Here is an 18,738-nt window from a genome sequence, read left to right as displayed (position 1 = left end):
ACTTCGTTTTTCGACGCGAAGCTAGCCTCTGGGAGCCCCCGCAAGCAACAATAGGCCTCTAACGTTCGGTTTTGCCGGACGTTAGAGGCCATTGTTGTACTGCGTATTTGCTTTTTATGAAAGTAACTTAACTTATGTCACAGTCCCTTTTGTTATTATGATAATTCTTTAGTAATCTTATCCAGCCATAATGGTAATGTCTCGTTTAGGCTATTATACGTATCTTCAAAGCGGTGAGTATACCAAGGATCGGGAATTTCTTGATCCTCTTTACCGGGAATTACTTCATATGCTAAATGGACTTTATCACGATCTTGTGCTGGTGCAATACGTTGCAAGTTGTACTTGTTCATATTATCCATGCAGATGATGTAATCAGCCCAATCGAAATCTTGTCGGGTAATTGGGCGTGAGATTAAGCCCTCTGTTGATAGCCCGTGTGCGTGCATTGTCTTTGCGGCACCTGGATGGGGACTATTTCCTTCTTCTTCGTTGCTTGTTCCAGCAGAATCAACATTGATTTTGCCATTTAATCCTGCGTCCTCAACCATTTGCTTAAACATTGCCTCGGCCATCGGTGACCGACAAATGTTTCCTAAGCAGACAAATAAAACGTTCATGTAATCACCTCATTCATACTTCTATCATACCGAAAAAGATAATATTTTGCTAAAATCTTTGGTAATCATAACACTATCCTTAAGTTTTTGGTAAAATTAAGAACAAATATTTTTAGAGGAGGAACAAAAATGACCCTTATTATTGTAATTGTTGTCATTGTCTTGCTGATCGCCATTTATGCGGGCCTTTACAACAGTTTGATTCAATTGCGGACACACGCACAAGAATCGTGGAGTCAAATTGATGTTCAATTACAACGACGTAACGACTTGATCCCTAACTTAATTTCAACAGTTAAGGGCTACAGCAAGTATGAAGCCGGAACCTTGGAAAAGGTAACTAAGCTACGGACAGAATTAAACAGTATTCCAGACAGCGATCATGCTAAAAAAATGGAAGTTTCCAATGAATTGACGGGAACTTTACGGACATTGTTTGCCGTTGCTGAAAATTATCCAGACCTTAAAGCAAGTGCTGAATACCAAAAATTAATGGAAGAATTAACCAATACTGAAAATAAGATTGCCTACTCACGGCAGCTTTACAACAGTACTGTGGCGGCTTTAGATGCTAAGATTCAATCTTTCCCAAGCAATATTGTGGCTAAAATTCATCACTTCCAACAAATGGATTACTTACAAGTGCCAGAAGAAGCCAAGGCTGTGCCAAAAGTTTCATTTGATGATTTAGGTGATTAAGCATGTTATATCAGCAAATTGCCCGTAATAAACGAAAAACAATTTTAGTGATGTTTGGGTTCTTTGTATTGCTTGCTTTAATTGGAGCCGCGATTGGATATTTATTTGCGCGGACAGCGATTGGCGGCATGATCATTGCAGCGATTATTGCGGTAATCTATATGTCTGTGATCATTGGGCAATCGACTGATGTAGTGATGCGGATGAATAATGCGACAGAGGTACGGTCAGCGAGTGATGCGCCAGAACTTTGGCATATTGTTGAAGATATGGCCTTAGTTGCACGGGTACCGATGCCTAAAGTTTATATCATCCATGACCCAAGCCCCAATGCTTTTGCGACTGGTAATGATCCTGAGCATGCTGCTGTGGCCGCTACTACTGGTTTGATGGAAAAAATGAATCGTGAGGAACTAGAAGGGGTAATGGCCCATGAAATGACTCACGTTCGTAACTATGACATCCGTCTGCAAACAATTGCGTTAGCCTTAGCATCCGCAATCGCAATGCTTGTCAATTTTGCTGGAAATTTCTGGTGGATTGGTGGTCGGAGCAGTAGTGATGACCGAGATAATCCATCAAGTGTTTTCGCGATCCTTGGTTCGATTCTCTTGATTATCTTAGCGCCATTAGCAGCAACCATTGCGCAGATGGCCCTTTCACGTAATCGAGAATACTTAGCCGATGCAGGTGCTGTCGAATTAACCCGTAATCCGCAAGGGATGATTAGTGCATTAGAAAAGCTAAAAACTGCTGTACCAATGAAACATGTGGATCCAAGCAGTTCGGCATTATATATTAGCGATCCGGAAAAGAACGCTAAGCACCATCCTTTTTCAAATTTATTTGACACCCACCCGCCGCTAGATAAGCGAATTGAACGGTTGCGTCAAATGTAATAAATTTATAATGAGTCAAGGCTGAGAAAAAATTTGCTTTTTCTCAGTCTTTGCTATTTTTATTCCCGACTTATCGTTTTTAATCGCCTTATATCAGTGAGGGTGATATAATTAAAAAGCTAGACCAAAGTATCAAAAGAAGAGGTATCTTTTTCATGAAAATGAAATTAGCGGAAATTGCCAAGGCGATCAACGCACAAAATGACATTGAACAGTGGAAAGACGTAGAAGTGACTAATGTCTCATTCGACAGTCGCCATTTAGATCAAGGGAGCTTATTTGTTCCGTTGCAAGGTGCCCAAGACGGTCACCAATACGTACCGAGTGCTTTTACTAACGGTGCAGTAGCTAGTTTATGGGCTAGTGACCATGAGATAACAGATCAGACACACCCGCTATTAGTTGTTAACGATCCGCTAGCGGCCCTTCAACAACTAGGGAAGTACTACTTGCATAAGATCAATCCGATTGTTGTTGCAGTTACGGGAAGTAATGGCAAGACGACGACTAAAGATATGATTGCGTCAATTTTAAGTACGCAGTTTAATGTCACGAAGACATATGCTAATTTTAATAATGAGATTGGGGTTCCAGTAACGCTTCTTAACATGGAGTCTAATACCGAAGCAGTGGTAGTTGAGATGGGAATGGACCGTTTTGACCAGCTTGACTTCTTAAGTAAGCTTGTAAATCCTGACATTGCCGTTATTACAATGATCGGAGAAGCACATATTGAATTCTTCGGGACTCGTGATAAGATTGCTGATGCAAAGATGGAAATTACCCATGGCCTAAAGGAAGATGGAACACTAGTATTTAATGGGGATGAGCCATTATTAGAGGAACGGGTAAAAGATCTTACCCAACGACAGATGCGCTTTGGTCGGCAACTAAGCAATAATTTGTATGCAACAAGTGTCCGTGATGAACCACGGCAGTTATCATTTACCGTCAACGAATGGCCAGATGAAGACTTCACTATCCCAATGGTCGGTGAATACAATATTAATAATGCGTTAGCGGCTATGGAAGTGGGTAAGATTCTGCATATTACTCCCGCCCACATGAAGCAAGCGTTGGCAAACGTTGAATTAACGGAAAATCGTGCTGAATGGGTTAAAGGAAAGAATGGTGAACAGATCTTAAGTGATGTTTACAATTCAAATCCAACCGCTGCCAAGGAAGTCCTTAAGACGATTGCAGAAACACCAGTAGACGGTCGTCGGATTGCCGTATTAGGTGATATGCTCGAATTAGGAGATGCAGCGCCAAAGTTGCATGCTAGCTTAGCAAAAGAGATTGACCACCAAAAGATTGCTAGTGTTTACCTTGTAGGCGAACAAATGAAAAATCTTAAAGACAAGTTGATCCAAGAAGGTTATCCAGCTGAAGATATCCATCATTATGCTACCAGCGACCTTCAACAATTAATTGCCGATCTTACGGCTACTTTGACAGGTGAAGATATTGTTCTATTGAAAGCCAGCCATGGCATTCACCTAGAAGAAGTCTTGACGGCATTAAAAGCAGAATAGTTAATATATTTGCCAGTCGATTACTGATGCTTATATCATGAATCGACTGGTCATTTTTAGGAGGAAAATTTTTGAAGTTTAGTGAATTAGGCTTATCAGATAGTCTATTAAAAGCAATCAAACGGAGCGGATACGAAGAAGCAACACCAATCCAAGAACAAACGATTCCAATGGTTCTTGAGGGTAAGGATGTTATTGGCCAAGCACAAACTGGGACTGGTAAGACGGCTGCTTTCGGTTTGCCAATTATTGAAAACGTTGATACTGAAAATCCAAATATTCAAGCAATTATCATTTCACCAACACGTGAATTAGCAATCCAGACTCAAGAAGAACTTTATCGTCTTGGTAAAGATAAACATGTTCGCGTGCAAGTAGTATATGGTGGGGCAGATATTCGGCGCCAAATTAAGAGTTTGAAACAACACCCGCAAATTCTTGTTGGGACCCCGGGACGGTTACGGGACCATCTTAACCGTCATACAGTTAAACTTGACCACATTAAGACATTGGTGCTTGATGAAGCAGATGAAATGCTAAACATGGGATTCTTAGAGGATATTGAATCAATTATCAAGGAAACCCCGGATGATCGGCAAACATTGCTCTTCTCGGCAACGATGCCACCAGAAATCAAGCGGATTGGGGTTCAATTTATGTCTGATCCAGAAACAGTCCGGATTAAGGCCAAGGAATTGACGACTGACTTAGTTGATCAGTACTATGTTCGTGCCCGTGACTATGAAAAGTTTGACATTATGACCCGCTTAATTGATGTTCAGGATCCCGACTTAACAATTGTCTTTGGTCGGACAAAACGGCGGGTAGATGAATTATCGAAGGGCTTGATTGCGCGTGGATATAATGCAGCTGGTATTCATGGTGATCTTACTCAGGATAAGCGTTCTAAGATCATGTGGAAGTTTAAGAACAATGAACTTGATATTTTAGTTGCAACAGATGTAGCTGCCCGGGGATTAGACATTTCCGGTGTTACGCATGTTTATAATTATGATATTCCATCTGACCCAGATAGCTATGTTCACCGGATTGGTCGAACAGGGCGGGCTGGACATCACGGGGTATCTTTAACTTTTGTTACTCCAAATGAGATGGATTATCTTCATGAGATTGAAAAATTAACTCGGGTACGGATGTTGCCACTCAAGCCACCGACAGCTGAAGAAGCATTTAAGGGTCAAGTGGCATCAGCCTTTAATGATATCGATGAATTAATCGCGCAAGATTCAACTGATCGTTATGAAGAAGCAGCTGAAAAGCTATTAGAAACTCATAATGCAACTGATCTAGTAGCAGCATTGTTAAATAACATGACAAAGGAAGCGGCCAGTGAGGTTCCGGTCAAGATTACCCCTGAGCGGCCCCTTCCACGGCGTAACAAGCGTAACAACCGTAATAATGGCAATCGAAATAACTCGCATGGTGGTAACCACTACCGGCGTAAGAATTTCCGTCGTCACCAACATGGTAGTCGTCGCAATGATAACCATGGTAAGAGCCATTCGAGCCGTCATGCATTTAATATTCGTCATCGAAAAGAAGATTAAATTAGCTAAGGAGTCTTTGGTTGAGATTTAACCAAGGGCTTTTTATGTTAGATAAATTTAATATAATTGCTTGGGTATTAAATTTAGGCTATACTTATCATATGTTTATAGATAGATAGATTTTTTTGAAGTGGATTATCGTGAAAAGTAGTTTACGGACCCTATAGTAGAGCATAGGTAACGAGGTTGTTTTTTAATGTACTAGACAATTACTACAAGAGTGATTAATAAGATGATTAATTATTTGTTTTTGTTCAATTACATTAATAAGGGCAACCTCTTTTAATTACATTTTAATGATTCAGGAGGAATAGAATATGGTATCAAAAAATAATAAAAAATTGATTGCAGAAAAGAATCGGCGTAATGAAAAGCAACGGTTCGCTATTCGTAAATTAAATGTTGGCGTTGCCTCTGTGCTTTTAGGAATAACTTTTAGTATTTATGGCGGTGGTCAAGTAATTGCTCACGCGGATACAGTAAATACTAGTGACCAAGTTGCCGCAAGTGATACGGGTGATAACAGTTTAGCTGGTAAGTCAGAAGTCGCTTTAAGCAATACTGCTTTGAATGCTAGTCAATCGTCCACATCAGCAACTAGTGCTAATAGTGCAGTCCAAAGTCAAGCGTCAGCTAATAGCCAAACAGCAGTAACTGCTAACACTCCTGCTAGTGGTGATAATGCTGTTGCTTCAAATGCAGCTGTAGAAGCAACTAAGGATCAATCTACGGCAGAAAATCAACCAAGTCCTAGTCAAAAAGTACAAACTCCAGCGCAACCAGTAGCACAAGAAAATGTTTCTAGTGATGCGAGCCTTAATGTAACCCGGCAAGTCCTAAATACGATTGCTAACAGAAATTCGATGCCTGTTGCAAATTATTTGACGTCATTTGCTGCGGTTCCTGCTTCTGGTGTAGTTACATTAAATGCAACAGCTGAAGCAGAAGATCCTAATGCAAAAACGGTTACTAATGCGAAGGAATTTATTGATGCAATTCAAAATGGGACTGCTACCACTATTAATGTTGCAAATGATATCAATTTAGCAGAACAAACAGATAATAAATATACAGAGATTCAGATCAAGAATAAGCGTGATATTGTAATTCAATCAGATAATCCAGAAGAAAAACGTACAATTGACTTCTCTGGATATTCATTTGATATGAATACACAAAATTCTGTAACCTTTAAAGACTTGAATATTTATGCTCGTAGTTATTGGGGACTTGTTTATAATGCTGGTGGATATACATTTGATAATGTTAACTTTACTGGTTCACAACTTATCTATACCAAACCAAGTATTAATTCAACCTTAACATTTAAGAATACCATTACTGCAAACTCTGTTTCCTCTTATGTAGGACCACTTGATGGTAAGACACGCGATACTCAACAAAATGGTGGACAGCAAATTCTTCAATTTGAAGGTGGAACAAATCAAATTATTTTTGATGAAAACAGCAATGTGACCTTAACAACAGAAGATGCTAATGCTCTTGAAATTGACGGCGGCACCACAACAATTTATGTAAAAGACGGTGCAAATGTAGCAATTAATCCACATTCTAAAGGTAATCCTGAAAATCGTAATGGAATTGGAACTGGGAAGGTTGCTCGTGCTATTGCTGCCAATGCAAAGATGACAATTAATATTGATCCAAATGCAACTTTAACTATTAATACTGAAAAGGTAGATGGCGATAAGGATGTTGCGGGAGCATTATATTTAAATTCTGATGCTGCTCTTAATGTAAATGGTAATTTAGTTATCAATTCAAATGGCACACCAAGTGCAAGCAAAAACAATGGTGTTCCAGTATACATCAATGGAAATGCAAATATTAATGTTGGAAATGGTGGTAGTTTCGTATTAGATGCTACAAATCTTGGAGACTATAGTTCAAGTCTAATTTCTGTTAATGGTAAGGGGACTGTTAAGTTAGATCCTCACTCTACTTTCAAGATTAGTGCTGATGGAACTGGCGCTTTAACTGCCGTTAACTTGTCATCTGATAGTACCTTTACTTCTGACCAACCAAAAGAATTTACCATTGATTTATCAGCTAATACTAGTTCCGGCAAGACTTTGATTAAGAACGGTACAATCAACTTTACCCGTGTTAAAAACACTAACGTTGCCAGTCAATATCAAGTCCCACTAGGTAAAGTCGATGCCACATATAGTTCTACTGGTGCATTGAGCAACAGTGTAGTAACTTCCTTAAATAAAGATGTTCCTACAAAAGTTTATGACTACATTAAGAGTAATCCAAGTGCACTTTCTTTTGTTGCTGCTGGTGAAGATGTAACTTTAAACAGTTTGCACCTTGATAAAAATAATCAATTAACTGGTATTGCAACCTCTACTGGGGATAGTAAGACTCCAATTTATATTACTGTTTTGATTAATAACAGTTCTACCGGTATCCGTGAAGAAGGAATGTATCGTGTTTATACTGATACTGATGGAAACATCTCTACGACAAAAGTAACTTATACCGGTACTCCTAAAAATCCCGATGGTTCACCAAAGCCTAATGGGGGAGAATTCTCTATTGACCTATCCTCGTTAGCTAGTCAATTAACTGATGATGCAAAGATTACAGTCATCGCTTCTAAAGACTTCGTTGAATCTCCAACGCTTACTGAAACAGTTGAAGCATTACGTGCGCTTAATACTACTACTCTTCAAGAATTAGTAGACGCTGCACCGGAAGAAGAAAAGAAGCCAAGCTACTACAATGCTCCTGCAGAAGCGCAAAAGGCATATACTGATGCGATTAGCACTGGTAAAACTATTCTTGCTAATCCTGGTAACTACGATCAAGTTGATGTAGATAAGGCTGTAACTGCCATTCAAACTGCTCAAAAGGCTTTAACAGGTGAAGAAACCAATAAGCAAGCCCTTCAAACAGCAGTTGACGACGCATCATCAGTAGAATCAAGCAATAATTACACTAATGCTGATTCTAATTTGCAAAAAGCCTACACTGATGCAATTAGTGCTGGTCAAACAGTTTTAAGTAATGCTAGTGCTACTCAAACTGAAGTAAATAATGCATTGACTACTATTAATAATGCAAAAGATGCTTTAAATGGGGATGCTAAGACTGAGGCCGCAAACAAGGCTGCCTTAGAAGCTGCTGTTAAGGATGCGCAAAATGTAAGAAATACGGCTGCATACTACAACGGTAGTGAAGAAGCCCAAACAGCATATAATAATGCAGTCACTGCAGGTCAAACAGTTTTAGCTAATCCAGATGCAACTGCTACTCAAATTACAGATGCTTTAAATGCCATTAATACTGCCAAGGGTAATCTTAAGGGTGAAGCAACTAATACTGAAGCTTTGGAAACAGCTTTAACCAATGCTAATAATGCTAAGGAAACTGGTAATTACACTAATGCTGATCAAGCAAAGCAAGAGGCTCTTAATAATGCAATTGCTGCCGGTCAAACCGTTTTAAATAATACTAATGCGACTCAAGCAGAGGTAGACAATGCAGCCAAGGCTATTACTGATGCAATTAGTGGCTTGAATGGTAATGCTAACTTGGAAGATGCTAAAGACGCTGCTACTGAAGCTATTCAAAAGGCACTAGATACGAAGACTACCGAAATTACTGCCGCTACTAATATTGATCAAGTTACTAAGAATCAATTAATTGAAGATGCTAAGAAGGCAGCAGAGGATGCTAATACTGCTATTAATCAAGCAACCGATGCAAATGCAGTTAACACTGCTAAATCTGAAGGAATTACTAACATCAATAAGGTAACAGTTCCAAGTTTAGATGATGCTAAAACTAAGGCAGCCAAAGAAATTGATCAAGCATTAACTGCTAAGACCAAGGAAATCACTGATGCTGAAAATATCGATCAAACAACGAAAGATCAGTTAATCAAAGAAGCAACCGATGCAGCAAATACAGCAAAGGATGCTATTGAAAAATCTACAACTAATGATGCAGCAACTAAAGCAGGCCAAGCTGGTGTAGATGCAATTAACAATGTAAGGGTACCAAGCGTTACTGATAGTCAAAATGCTGCAAAAGAAGCAATTGATGATGCCCTTAACTCTAAGACTAAGGAAATCAACAGTGCTACCAATATTGATCAAACAACTAAAGATCAATTAATCAAAGAAGCAACTGATGCAGCTAATAATGCTAAAGAAGCCATTGATAAAGCAACCACAGCTGAGGCAATTGAGACTGCACAAGATGAAGGAACAACTAATATTAATAATGTTACTGTTCCAAGCTTAGAGGCTGCTAAGAAAGCAGCAACTAAGGCTGTAAATGATGCTCTTACTGCTCAAACTGAGGCAATTAATAAAGCTGATAATCTTAGTGATGCAGAAAAGAAAGATCTAATTGATCAAGCAACTGTTGAAGCCAATAAAGCTAAAGGAAATATTGAAACTGCTACGACAAACAACGAAGCAGCTCAAGCAGGCCAAGCTGGTGTGGATGCAATTAAGAAGATTGTTCCAACAAGCTTAGATACTGTGAAATCTGATGCAAAGAAAGCAATTGACGATGCTTTAACTAAGAAATTAGAAGAGATCAATTCCGCTAGTGATTTAACTACTGATGAAAAGAGTACGTTAACACAAGAAGCCAATACAGCTGCAGATAAGGCAAAAGAAAAAATTACTAAGGCAACGACTAATGATGCTGTAATTGAAGCACAAAATAATGGTGTTACTGCAATTGATGGTATTAAAGTTCCAACTGAATCAGCAGTCAAAGCAGCAGCTAAGAAGGCAGTAGCCGACGCAGCAACTGCAAAGAACAATGCAATTGATGCGTCAAACTTAACAAATGAAGAAAAAGCTGCCTTGAAGCAAAAAGTTACTGAAGCACAAAATGCTGCAGATCAAGCAATTGATAATGCAACAACAAATGCAGCAGTGACCGAAGCTCAAACCAATGGAGTTAATGCAATTAATGGTATTGAAGTAACTACGTCAACAGCTAAAGAAGCAGCTAAGAAGGCAGTAGCTGACGCAGCAACTGCAAAGAATAATGCAATTGATTCTTCAAACTTAACAGACGAAGAAAAAGCTGCCTTGAAGCAAGAAGTTACTGACGCACAAAATGCTGCAGATCAAGCAATTGATAATGCAACTACCAACGCTGCAGTTACTAAAGCCCAAGAAAAAGGCGTCAATGCAATTGATGGCATTGACGTACCAAGCAAATCAGATGTTAAAGACCAAGCAACAACTGATCTTAACGCAGCAGTTGAAAATGCTAAGAAAGCAATTGATCAAGACAGTAATTTAACTGATGAACAAAAGCAAGCAGCTAAGGATCAAATTGACTCTGATGCTAAGACTGCTCAAGAAGCCATCAACAATGCTACGACTAACGATGATGTCAAGAATGCTGTTGCCGATGGTACGTTAGCCATTGACAAGGATGTTGCTAATGCCGCCATTGATAATGCCGTTGCTGGTAAGAAAGTAGAAATTTCTAAGTCACCATTAACAGACGAAGAAAAGACTGCTTTAAACAATGAAGTGGACCAAGAAGCTAAGAGTGCTAAGAAAGCAATTGACGCTGCAACTACTTCTGAAGCTGTAACTAACGCTCAAGAAAATGGAATTAAGAATATTAATGATACTAAAGTTCCAGCTGAATCAGCTAAAAAGCAAGCAGCCAAGGAAGCTGTGGCTAAGGCAGCTGATGAAAAGAATAAAGCCATTGATGCTTCAAACTTAACAGATGAAGAAAAAGCTGCGTTGAAGCAAAAAGTTACTGATGCACAAACTGCTGCAGATCAAGCAATTGATAATGCAACTAGCAACGCTGCAGTTACTAAAGCTCAAACCAATGGTGTGAATGCAATTAATGGTATTAAAGTACCAACTAAATCAAATGCTAAGGAAAAGGCAGTCACTGATCTTAACACGGCAGTTGAAAATGCTAAGAAAGCAATTGATCAAGATAACAACTTAACTGATGAGCAAAAGCAAGCAGCTAAGGATCAAATTGACTCTGATGCTAAGACTGCTCAAGAAGCCATCAACAATGCTACGACTAACGATGATGTCAAGAATGCTGTTGCCGATGGTACGTTAGCCCTTGATAAGGATGTTGCTAATGCAGCCATTGATAATGCCGTTGCTGGTAAGAAGGATGAAATTTCTAAGTCACCATTAACAGACGAAGAAAAGATTGCTTTGAACAATGAAGTAGATCAAAAGGCCAACGTTGCTAAAGAAGCAATCAATAATGCAACTACTCCAGAAGCTGTAAGCAGTGCACAAGAAAATGGTATTAAGAATATCAATGAAACTTCAGTGCCATCTGAATCAGCTGCAAAACAAGCAGCCAAGGAAGCTGTGGCTAAGGCAGCTGATGAAAAGAATGCTGCAATCAATTCTTCAAACTTAACAGATGAAGAAAAAGCTGCATTGAAACAAAAAGTTACCGACGCACAAAATGCTGCAGATCAAGCAATTGATAACGCAACTAGCAACGCTGCAGTAACGGAAGCACAAAACAATGGTATTACTGCAATTGAAAACATTGAAGTTCCAACAACATCAGCAAATAAAGAAAAGGCAATCACTGACCTTAACACTGCTGTTGATGAAGCGAAGAAAGCAATCGATCAAGATAGCAACTTAACTGATGAAGAGAAGCAAGCAGCTAAAGACCAAATTGACGCTGACGCCAAGCAGGCACAAGAAGCAATTAATAGCGCAACAACTGACAACGATGTAAACGATGCACTTAACAGCGGCAAGATTTCAATTAATAAAGAAGTTGCTAATGCAGCGATCGATAATGCAGCTGCTGGTAAGCTTAAAGAAATCAAAGATCCATTAACTACTGAAGAGAAACAGACTTACACAGATCTGATTAACTCTGAGGCAAATAGTGCAAAACAAAATATTGCTGATGCTACTACTGTTGCAGAAGTAACTACTGCACAAAACAGTGGTGTAGATGCAATTAACAAGATTGAAGTGCCAACTACTTCTACAGTTAAGGACAATGCTATTAAGGCAATTGATAAAGCATTAAAAATTAAGACTGATGAAATCAATAGTGCTTCAAACCTTAACACTCAAGAAAAGACTGACTTAATCAGTCAAGCAACTGAAGCAGCAGATACTGCTAAAAATAATATCAACAATGCCACTACTAATGCTGATGTTGAGACTGCCCAAACCAACGGTGAAAAAGCAATTGCTGATGTAACAGTTCCAAACTTGTCTGATGTTAAGAAGGAAAGCATTGATCTTATTAACAAGGCTTTAGATGCCAAGACTAACGAAATCAACAATGCTTCTAACCTTTCTCAAGATGAAAAGCAAAGTTTGATCAATGATGCAACTAATGCCGCAACTGAAGCAATTAACAACATCAACCAATCTCAAACAAATGATGATGCTAAAGCTGCTGCAACTACTGGTGTTCAAAACATCGAAAATGTCACTATTCCAAGTCTTGATGATGCTAAGAAGAATGCTAACCAAGCTATTGATGATGCATTGAACTCTAAAGTAAATGAGATTAACAATGCTTCTAACTTGAATGATACCGAAAAGCAAAAATTAGTTGATCAGGCAAATGAGGCAGCAACTACTGCTAAGAATAATGTTGAAAATGCCACTACCAATGATGCTGCTCGCGATGCAGCCAATGCAGGAATTGACAACATTAAAGGTATTAGCTTTACTTCACTAGAAGATGCTAAGAAGGCCGCCAACACTGCAATTGACAATGCTCTTAAAGTTAAGACAGATGAAATTAATAATGCATCCAACTTAAGTACTGATGAAAAGCAAGACTTAATCAATCAAGCAACTGAAGCAGCTAATACTGCTAAAGATAATGTTGAAAATGCTACTACTAATGATGCCGTCACTGCCGCACAAAACAAGGGTATTGCAGATATTGCTAATGTGACTGTTCCAAGTTTGGATCAAGTTAAACAAGATGCAATTAATGCAATTAAGCAAGTTCAAGATGCTAAGAATAAGCAAATTTCTAATGCATCTAACCTAAGTGCTGAAGAGCAAAAAGAATTAACTAATCAAGTAGATAAAATTGCTAACGATGCAATTGCTAAGATTAATGATGCAGCAACTACTACCAATGATGCAGTTACTGCAACCCGCGATGAAGCAATCAAGCAAATTACTGATCTATTTATCCCAACACTAGACGGTGCACAGACTGATGCAATCAATGCAATTGAAAGTGCCAAGAATGCCAAAATTAGTGATATTAACAATGCTACTCACTTAACTGATCAAGAAAAGCAAGACTTAATTAATCAAACCAATAAAGCTGCTGATGAGGCAACGAAGGCAATCAAAGACGCTCAAACTAATGATGCGGTTAAGAGTGCGGAAACATCAGGTTTAGAAGACATTAATAACGTCACTATTCCAACTCTAGCCGAAAAGCAACAAGAAGCTATTGAGGAATTAAATGCAGCTCGTGATGCTAAGAACAACGCAATCGATAATGCTACCGATTTAACTACTGATGAAAAGAATGCTTTGAAGGATAAAGTTCAAGCAGCATACAGTAATGCACTATCAAATATCACGAGTGCAACAACGGATGAAGCAGTAACAACTGCTAAAGACAACGGCATTGCTGCAATTAAAGACATTCAAATTCCAACTAAGTCAGCTGCGAAGGAACAAGCAACCACTGACCTTAATACGGCAGTTGACGACGCTAAGAAGGCAATTGATCAAGATAACAACTTGACCGATGAGCAAAAAGAAGCAGCTAAGGATCAAATCGATTCCGACGCTAAGAAGGCCCAAGAAGCCATCGATAATGCGAAGACTGATGATGAGGTTAAGACTGCCGTTGACAATGGTCAGCTTGCAATTGATAAAGATGTGGCTAATGCTGCCATCGATAATGCCGCTGCTGGTAAGAAGGCCGAAATTGCTAAGTCACCATTAACTGATGAAGAAAAGTCTGCGTTAAACAATGAAGTCGATCAAAAGGCTCAAGAGGCTAAAGAAGCAATCAATAATGCCACTACGTCAGAAGCTGTAACTAGTGCGCAAAACAATGGTATTAAGAATATCAATGATACTGAAGTGCCAACTGAGTCAACAGCTAAAGAAGCAGCTAAGAAAGCTATTGCAGAAGCAGCCGAAGCAAAGAACAATGCAATCGATTCTTCAAACTTAACTGATGAAGAAAAAGCTGCATTGAAGCAAGAAGTTACTGATGCCAAAAACGCTGCCAATACTGCAATTGATAACGCAACTACAAATGCTGCAGTAACCGAAGCAGAAGGCAATGGTATTAAAGCTATTAATGGTATTGAGGTGCCAACTAAGTCACCAGCGAAGGATCAAGCAACCACTGATCTTAATACCGCCGTTGACGAAGCTAAGAAGGCAATTGATCAAGATAACAACTTGACCGATGAGCAAAAAGAAGCAGCTAAGGATCAAATCGATTCCGACGCTAAGAAGGCCCAAGAAGCCATCGATAATGCGAAGACTGACGATGAGGTTAAGACTGCCGTTGATAATGGTAAGCTCGCCATTGATAAAGATATTGCTAATGCCGCCATCGATAATGCAGTTGCTGGTAAGAAGGCTGAAATTACAAAGGCTCCATTAACCACCGATGAAGCTAAGATTTTGAATGACTTAGTTGACCAAGAAGCAAAGGCAGCTAAGAATGCAATTAATTCAGCTACTACCATTTCAGCAGTTGAAGATGCTAAGAATACAGGAGTTGCTGCAATCAACGATATTGTAGTTCCAACAACATCATCAACCAAGGATCAAGCCAACCAAATAATTGATAATGCTTTAGCTAACAAGACTAAAGAAATCAATGATGCAACTAACTTATCTGATAAGCAAAAGCAAGACTTAATTGATCAAGCCAACGAAGAAGCGGCAAAGGCTAAGGAAAACATTCAGAATGCCACGAGCAATGAAGCAGTCAACAAGGCTACTACAGATGGTGTAGAAGCTATTGCAAATGTCACTGTCCCAAGCCTTGATGATGCGAAGAAGGATGCTAGTCAAGTAATTGATGGCGTTCTTAAGCAAAAAGAAGATGAGATCAATAATGCGTCCCACTTGACTGATCAAGAGAAGCAAGACCTCATTCATCAAGCACAAACCGCCGCTGACGAAGCCAAAGATAAGATCAATCAAGCGACAACTAACGACGATGTAGCTACGGAAAGAGATACTGGCGTAGAAAAGATTGCCAATATTATTGTTCCGAGTCTTGATGATGCTAAGGATAAAGCCACGAAGGCAATTGATGATGCTTTAGCAGATAAGACGAAGGAAATTAATGATCAAACTCACTTATCTGACCAAGAAAAGAATGATCTTATCAAGCAAATCACTGATATTGCTGACAAGGCAAAGGATAAGATTAACAATGATTCTAATGATGCAGAAGTTGCCAAGGACGAAAAAGATGGTATCGATGCAATTGTTGATACTAAGGTTCCTGGCTTAGAAGATCATAAACAGAATGCAATCAAGTCCTTAGACGAGGCTAAATCTACTAAACTTGCCCAAATCGATGAAGCAGCTCACTTAACTGCAGATGAAAAGGCCAACTTAATTCAACAAGTTGATGCGGAATACAATAAGGCCCTTGATAATATTAATAAGGCAACAACCAATGACGATGCTGATAAAGCAAGTGCAGACGGTGTAGAAGCCATTCTTAATATTGTCGTTCCAAGTCTTGATGAAAAGAAGCAAGATAGTATTGATGCTCTTAATGAAGTGCGTGAGGCGAAGAAGAAAGAAATCAACAACGCAAACAACTTAAGCCAAGATGAAAAAGACGAGTTGACTAAGCAAGTTGATCAAATTGCTGAGACTGCCATTAATGCAATCAATGGAGCAAAGGATGATCAAACAGCTAAGGATGCGGAAAATAAGGGTATTCAAGATATTCTTGATGTTAAAGTGCCAAGCTTAGATGAAGTTAAGACTAATGCTAAGCAAGCAATTGCGGATGCCTTAGAAAGCAAGACTAATGAGATCAATGCTGCTTCAAACTTAGATTCTGCTACTAAGCAAGAATTAATTAACCGTGCTAACGCAGAAGCAGATGCAGCCATTGAAAAGATTGATCAAGCAACCAGCAATGACCAAGCATTAGCTGCATCCCAAGCAGGCGTTGATAAGATTTTAGGAATTGAAGTCCCAACTCTTGCTGAGGCTAAGCAAAATGCCATTGATGCAATTAATGATGCTCTTAAACAAAAGGAAACAGAAATTAATAACGCCTCACAGCTAACTTCTGATGAAAAACAAAATCTAATCAATCAGGTAAACAGCATTGCCGAGAATGCTAAGAATGCTATTAACAAGGCAACTACTAACCAAAGTGTTGAAGAGGCAAAGAATGCTGGGATTGAAAAGATTAATGCTATCAATGTTCCAACAACATCAGCTACTAAAGATGAAGCGATCAAGGCAATTGATGATGCCTTAACTAATAAGGTTAATGAAATCAACAATGCTACTAATATTACTGCTGAGGAAAAGGCCAACTTAATTGATGAAGCTAATAACGCGGCTAATACGGCTAAAGATAATATTGCTCAGGCAACATCTGATAGTGAAGTTATAACAGCTACTACAGATGGGATTAACGCGATCGCTAATGTAACGGTACCAAGTCTTGAAACTGCAAAGGACCAAGCAAAGAATCTGATTGATGATGTTCTCAACGAAAAGAAGAATGAAATCAATAATGCTCAAAACCTTTCAGATAGTCAAAAGCAAGACTTGATTAACCAAGCAACTGACGAAGCGGATCAGGCTAAGAAGAATATTGATAATGCTACAACCAATAATGATGTTCAAACTGCAGAAGACAATGGTGCTCAAGCAATTGAAAATGTAACGGTTCCGAGTCTTGATGATGCTAAGAAGGCTTCAACTAAGGTAATCGATGAAGTATTGAAAGAAAAGACGGCAGAAATTAATGCTGCAACTAACCTTTCCAACACTGAAAAAGATGCTTTAATTAAGGAAGCTACAACTGCAGCTAATACTGCTAAGGATAATATTGCGAAGGCAACAACTAATGACGCAGTTAAGGACGCTGAAACTGATGGTGTTAAGGCAATCCTCGACATTAAGGTTCCTGGTCGAGAAGATCAACAAAAGGATGCCATTGCTGCCCTTGATAGAGCATTAGCTGATAAAGTCAGTGAAATTAATAATGCTAATAATCTTTCTGAAACTACTAAGCAAGATCTTAAGCAACAGGCTCAAGCAGCATACACGACCGCCGTTGATAACGTAAATAACGCTCAAACTAGTTCGGAAATTAATACTGCTCGGGATAATGGTGTTCAAGCAATTCTTGATATTACAGTACCAACGTTAACTGATGCTCAGGATGCTTCAATTACAGCAGTTGAACAAGTTCGGGATGCTAAGAAGACCCAAATCGAAGCAGCTAAGAACTTGACTGAGACGCAAAAAGAAGCATTGAAGAACCAAGTAGACGAGATTGCAGCTAAGGCAATTGATAATATTAAGAATGCAACCACTGACGCCACTGTTAAGGATGCGGAAACAGCAGGAATCAACGAAATCTTGAATGTAACCATCCCAACTCTGGATGCTGCAAAGAGTGATGCTAAACAAGCTATTGCCGATGCATTAACAGCTAAGACGGCTGAAATTAACGCTGCTCAAAACTTAACTGATGCTGAAAAGCAAAAGCTAATTGACCAGGCACAAACAGAAGCTGCTGCTGCAAACAAGAATATTGATGCGGCAACAACTAATGATGCGGCTGAACTTGCTGCGAAGAATGGCGTGCAAGCAATCTTAGACATTCAAGTACCAACTGTTGAAGAAACTCGCGACCAAGCAAAGAAGAACGTTGATGATGCTTTGAATTCTAAGAAGGAAGAAATCAACAATTCTAACCTAAGCCCAGCAGCGAAGGAAGCGTTGATTAATGAAGCTGAACAAGCAGCAGAAAATGCGCGGACAGCGATTGACAATGCTACTACTGCTAGTGCAATTAGTGAAGCAGAGGCAGCTGGAATTGCGGCAATTGAAAATATTAAGGTTTCAAAAGCTCCTACTGAATCTGATAATCCTTCTAACCACCAAACTAATGCTGAAACGCCAGCTGAAGGTAACAGTACTAGCCAAGATAACAATGCAGCTCAAGAAAATAGTAACAAGACCGACCTACCGGGAAGTCATGGAACTAGCCTTACTACTGGTCAACAGACAGAAAAGGCTGCTGATACAAATAGCAAGGAAACATTACCACAAACAGGTAATGAAACAGAACGTGGCTTAAGCATTGCTGGCTTAGCAATTGCAAGTCTATTAGGCTTATTCGGACTTTCAGGATTAGGTAAAAAACGCGATTAAATTAATTAGTCGTTTGA

General features: G+C 39.2%; 6 protein-coding genes. 5 read left to right on the top strand and 1 reads right to left on the bottom strand.

Annotated elements, in window-relative coordinates:
• Positions 1-155 precede the first annotated feature (155 nt).
• Positions 156-620 carry a low molecular weight protein-tyrosine-phosphatase gene (locus LMB57_RS08530; RefSeq protein ID WP_229272391.1) on the bottom strand — a complete coding sequence of 155 codons (465 nt, stop codon included), beginning with the start codon at positions 618-620 and terminating at the stop codon, positions 156-158.
• Between the two features lie 129 nt (positions 621-749).
• On the opposite strand from LMB57_RS08530, the gene LMB57_RS08525 reads away from it, so the two are divergent.
• The 5 genes from LMB57_RS08525 to LMB57_RS08505 all read left to right on the top strand — a co-directional run bounded on the left by LMB57_RS08525 (position 750) and on the right by LMB57_RS08505 (position 18,721).
• Positions 750-1,319: a LemA family protein gene (locus tag LMB57_RS08525; protein ID WP_003667234.1), complete on the top strand. Its 570-nt coding sequence runs from the start codon at positions 750-752 to the stop codon at positions 1,317-1,319.
• A 2-nt stretch (positions 1,320-1,321) separates the two neighbouring features.
• Positions 1,322-2,218 (top strand): zinc metalloprotease HtpX, encoded by an 897-nt coding sequence (htpX, locus tag LMB57_RS08520; protein WP_019252335.1) that lies wholly within the window; start codon positions 1,322-1,324, stop codon positions 2,216-2,218.
• A gap of 155 nt (positions 2,219-2,373) precedes the next feature.
• Positions 2,374-3,753, top strand: coding sequence for a UDP-N-acetylmuramoyl-tripeptide--D-alanyl-D-alanine ligase (locus tag LMB57_RS08515; RefSeq protein WP_229272392.1), 1,380 nt, complete (start codon positions 2,374-2,376; stop codon positions 3,751-3,753).
• Positions 3,754-3,824: 71 nt separating this feature from the next.
• On the top strand, positions 3,825-5,321 hold the full coding sequence (gene cshA, locus LMB57_RS08510) for a degradosome RNA helicase CshA (RefSeq protein WP_229272393.1): 1,497 nt from the start codon (positions 3,825-3,827) through the stop codon (positions 5,319-5,321).
• Positions 5,322-5,638: 317 nt separating this feature from the next.
• Complete coding sequence (locus LMB57_RS08505) at positions 5,639-18,721, top strand: DUF1542 domain-containing protein (RefSeq protein WP_229275845.1); 13,083 nt, start codon at positions 5,639-5,641, stop codon at positions 18,719-18,721.
• Positions 18,722-18,738 lie beyond the last annotated feature (17 nt).

Origin of the sequence: Limosilactobacillus secundus, from assembly GCF_020784695.1 — a bacterium.
Classification (GTDB): Bacteria; Bacillota; Bacilli; order Lactobacillales; family Lactobacillaceae; genus Limosilactobacillus; species Limosilactobacillus reuteri_F.
Note: the sequence above shows the minus strand (reverse complement) of the source record. Positions and strands in the feature narration are given on the sequence as shown.

Bases quoted from the DNA above. Each gene is read 5' to 3' on its own strand.
- LMB57_RS08530 (WP_229272391.1), bottom strand. From the start codon at position 620: ATGAACGTTTTATTTGTCTGCTTAGGAAACATTTGTCGGTCACCGATG.
- LMB57_RS08525 (WP_003667234.1), top strand. From the start codon at position 750: ATGACCCTTATTATTGTAATTGTTGTCATTGTCTTGCTGATCGCCATT.
- htpX (WP_019252335.1), top strand. From the start codon at position 1,322: ATGTTATATCAGCAAATTGCCCGTAATAAACGAAAAACAATTTTAGTG.
- LMB57_RS08515 (WP_229272392.1), top strand. From the start codon at position 2,374: ATGAAAATGAAATTAGCGGAAATTGCCAAGGCGATCAACGCACAAAAT.
- LMB57_RS08505 (WP_229275845.1), top strand. From the start codon at position 5,639: ATGGTATCAAAAAATAATAAAAAATTGATTGCAGAAAAGAATCGGCGT.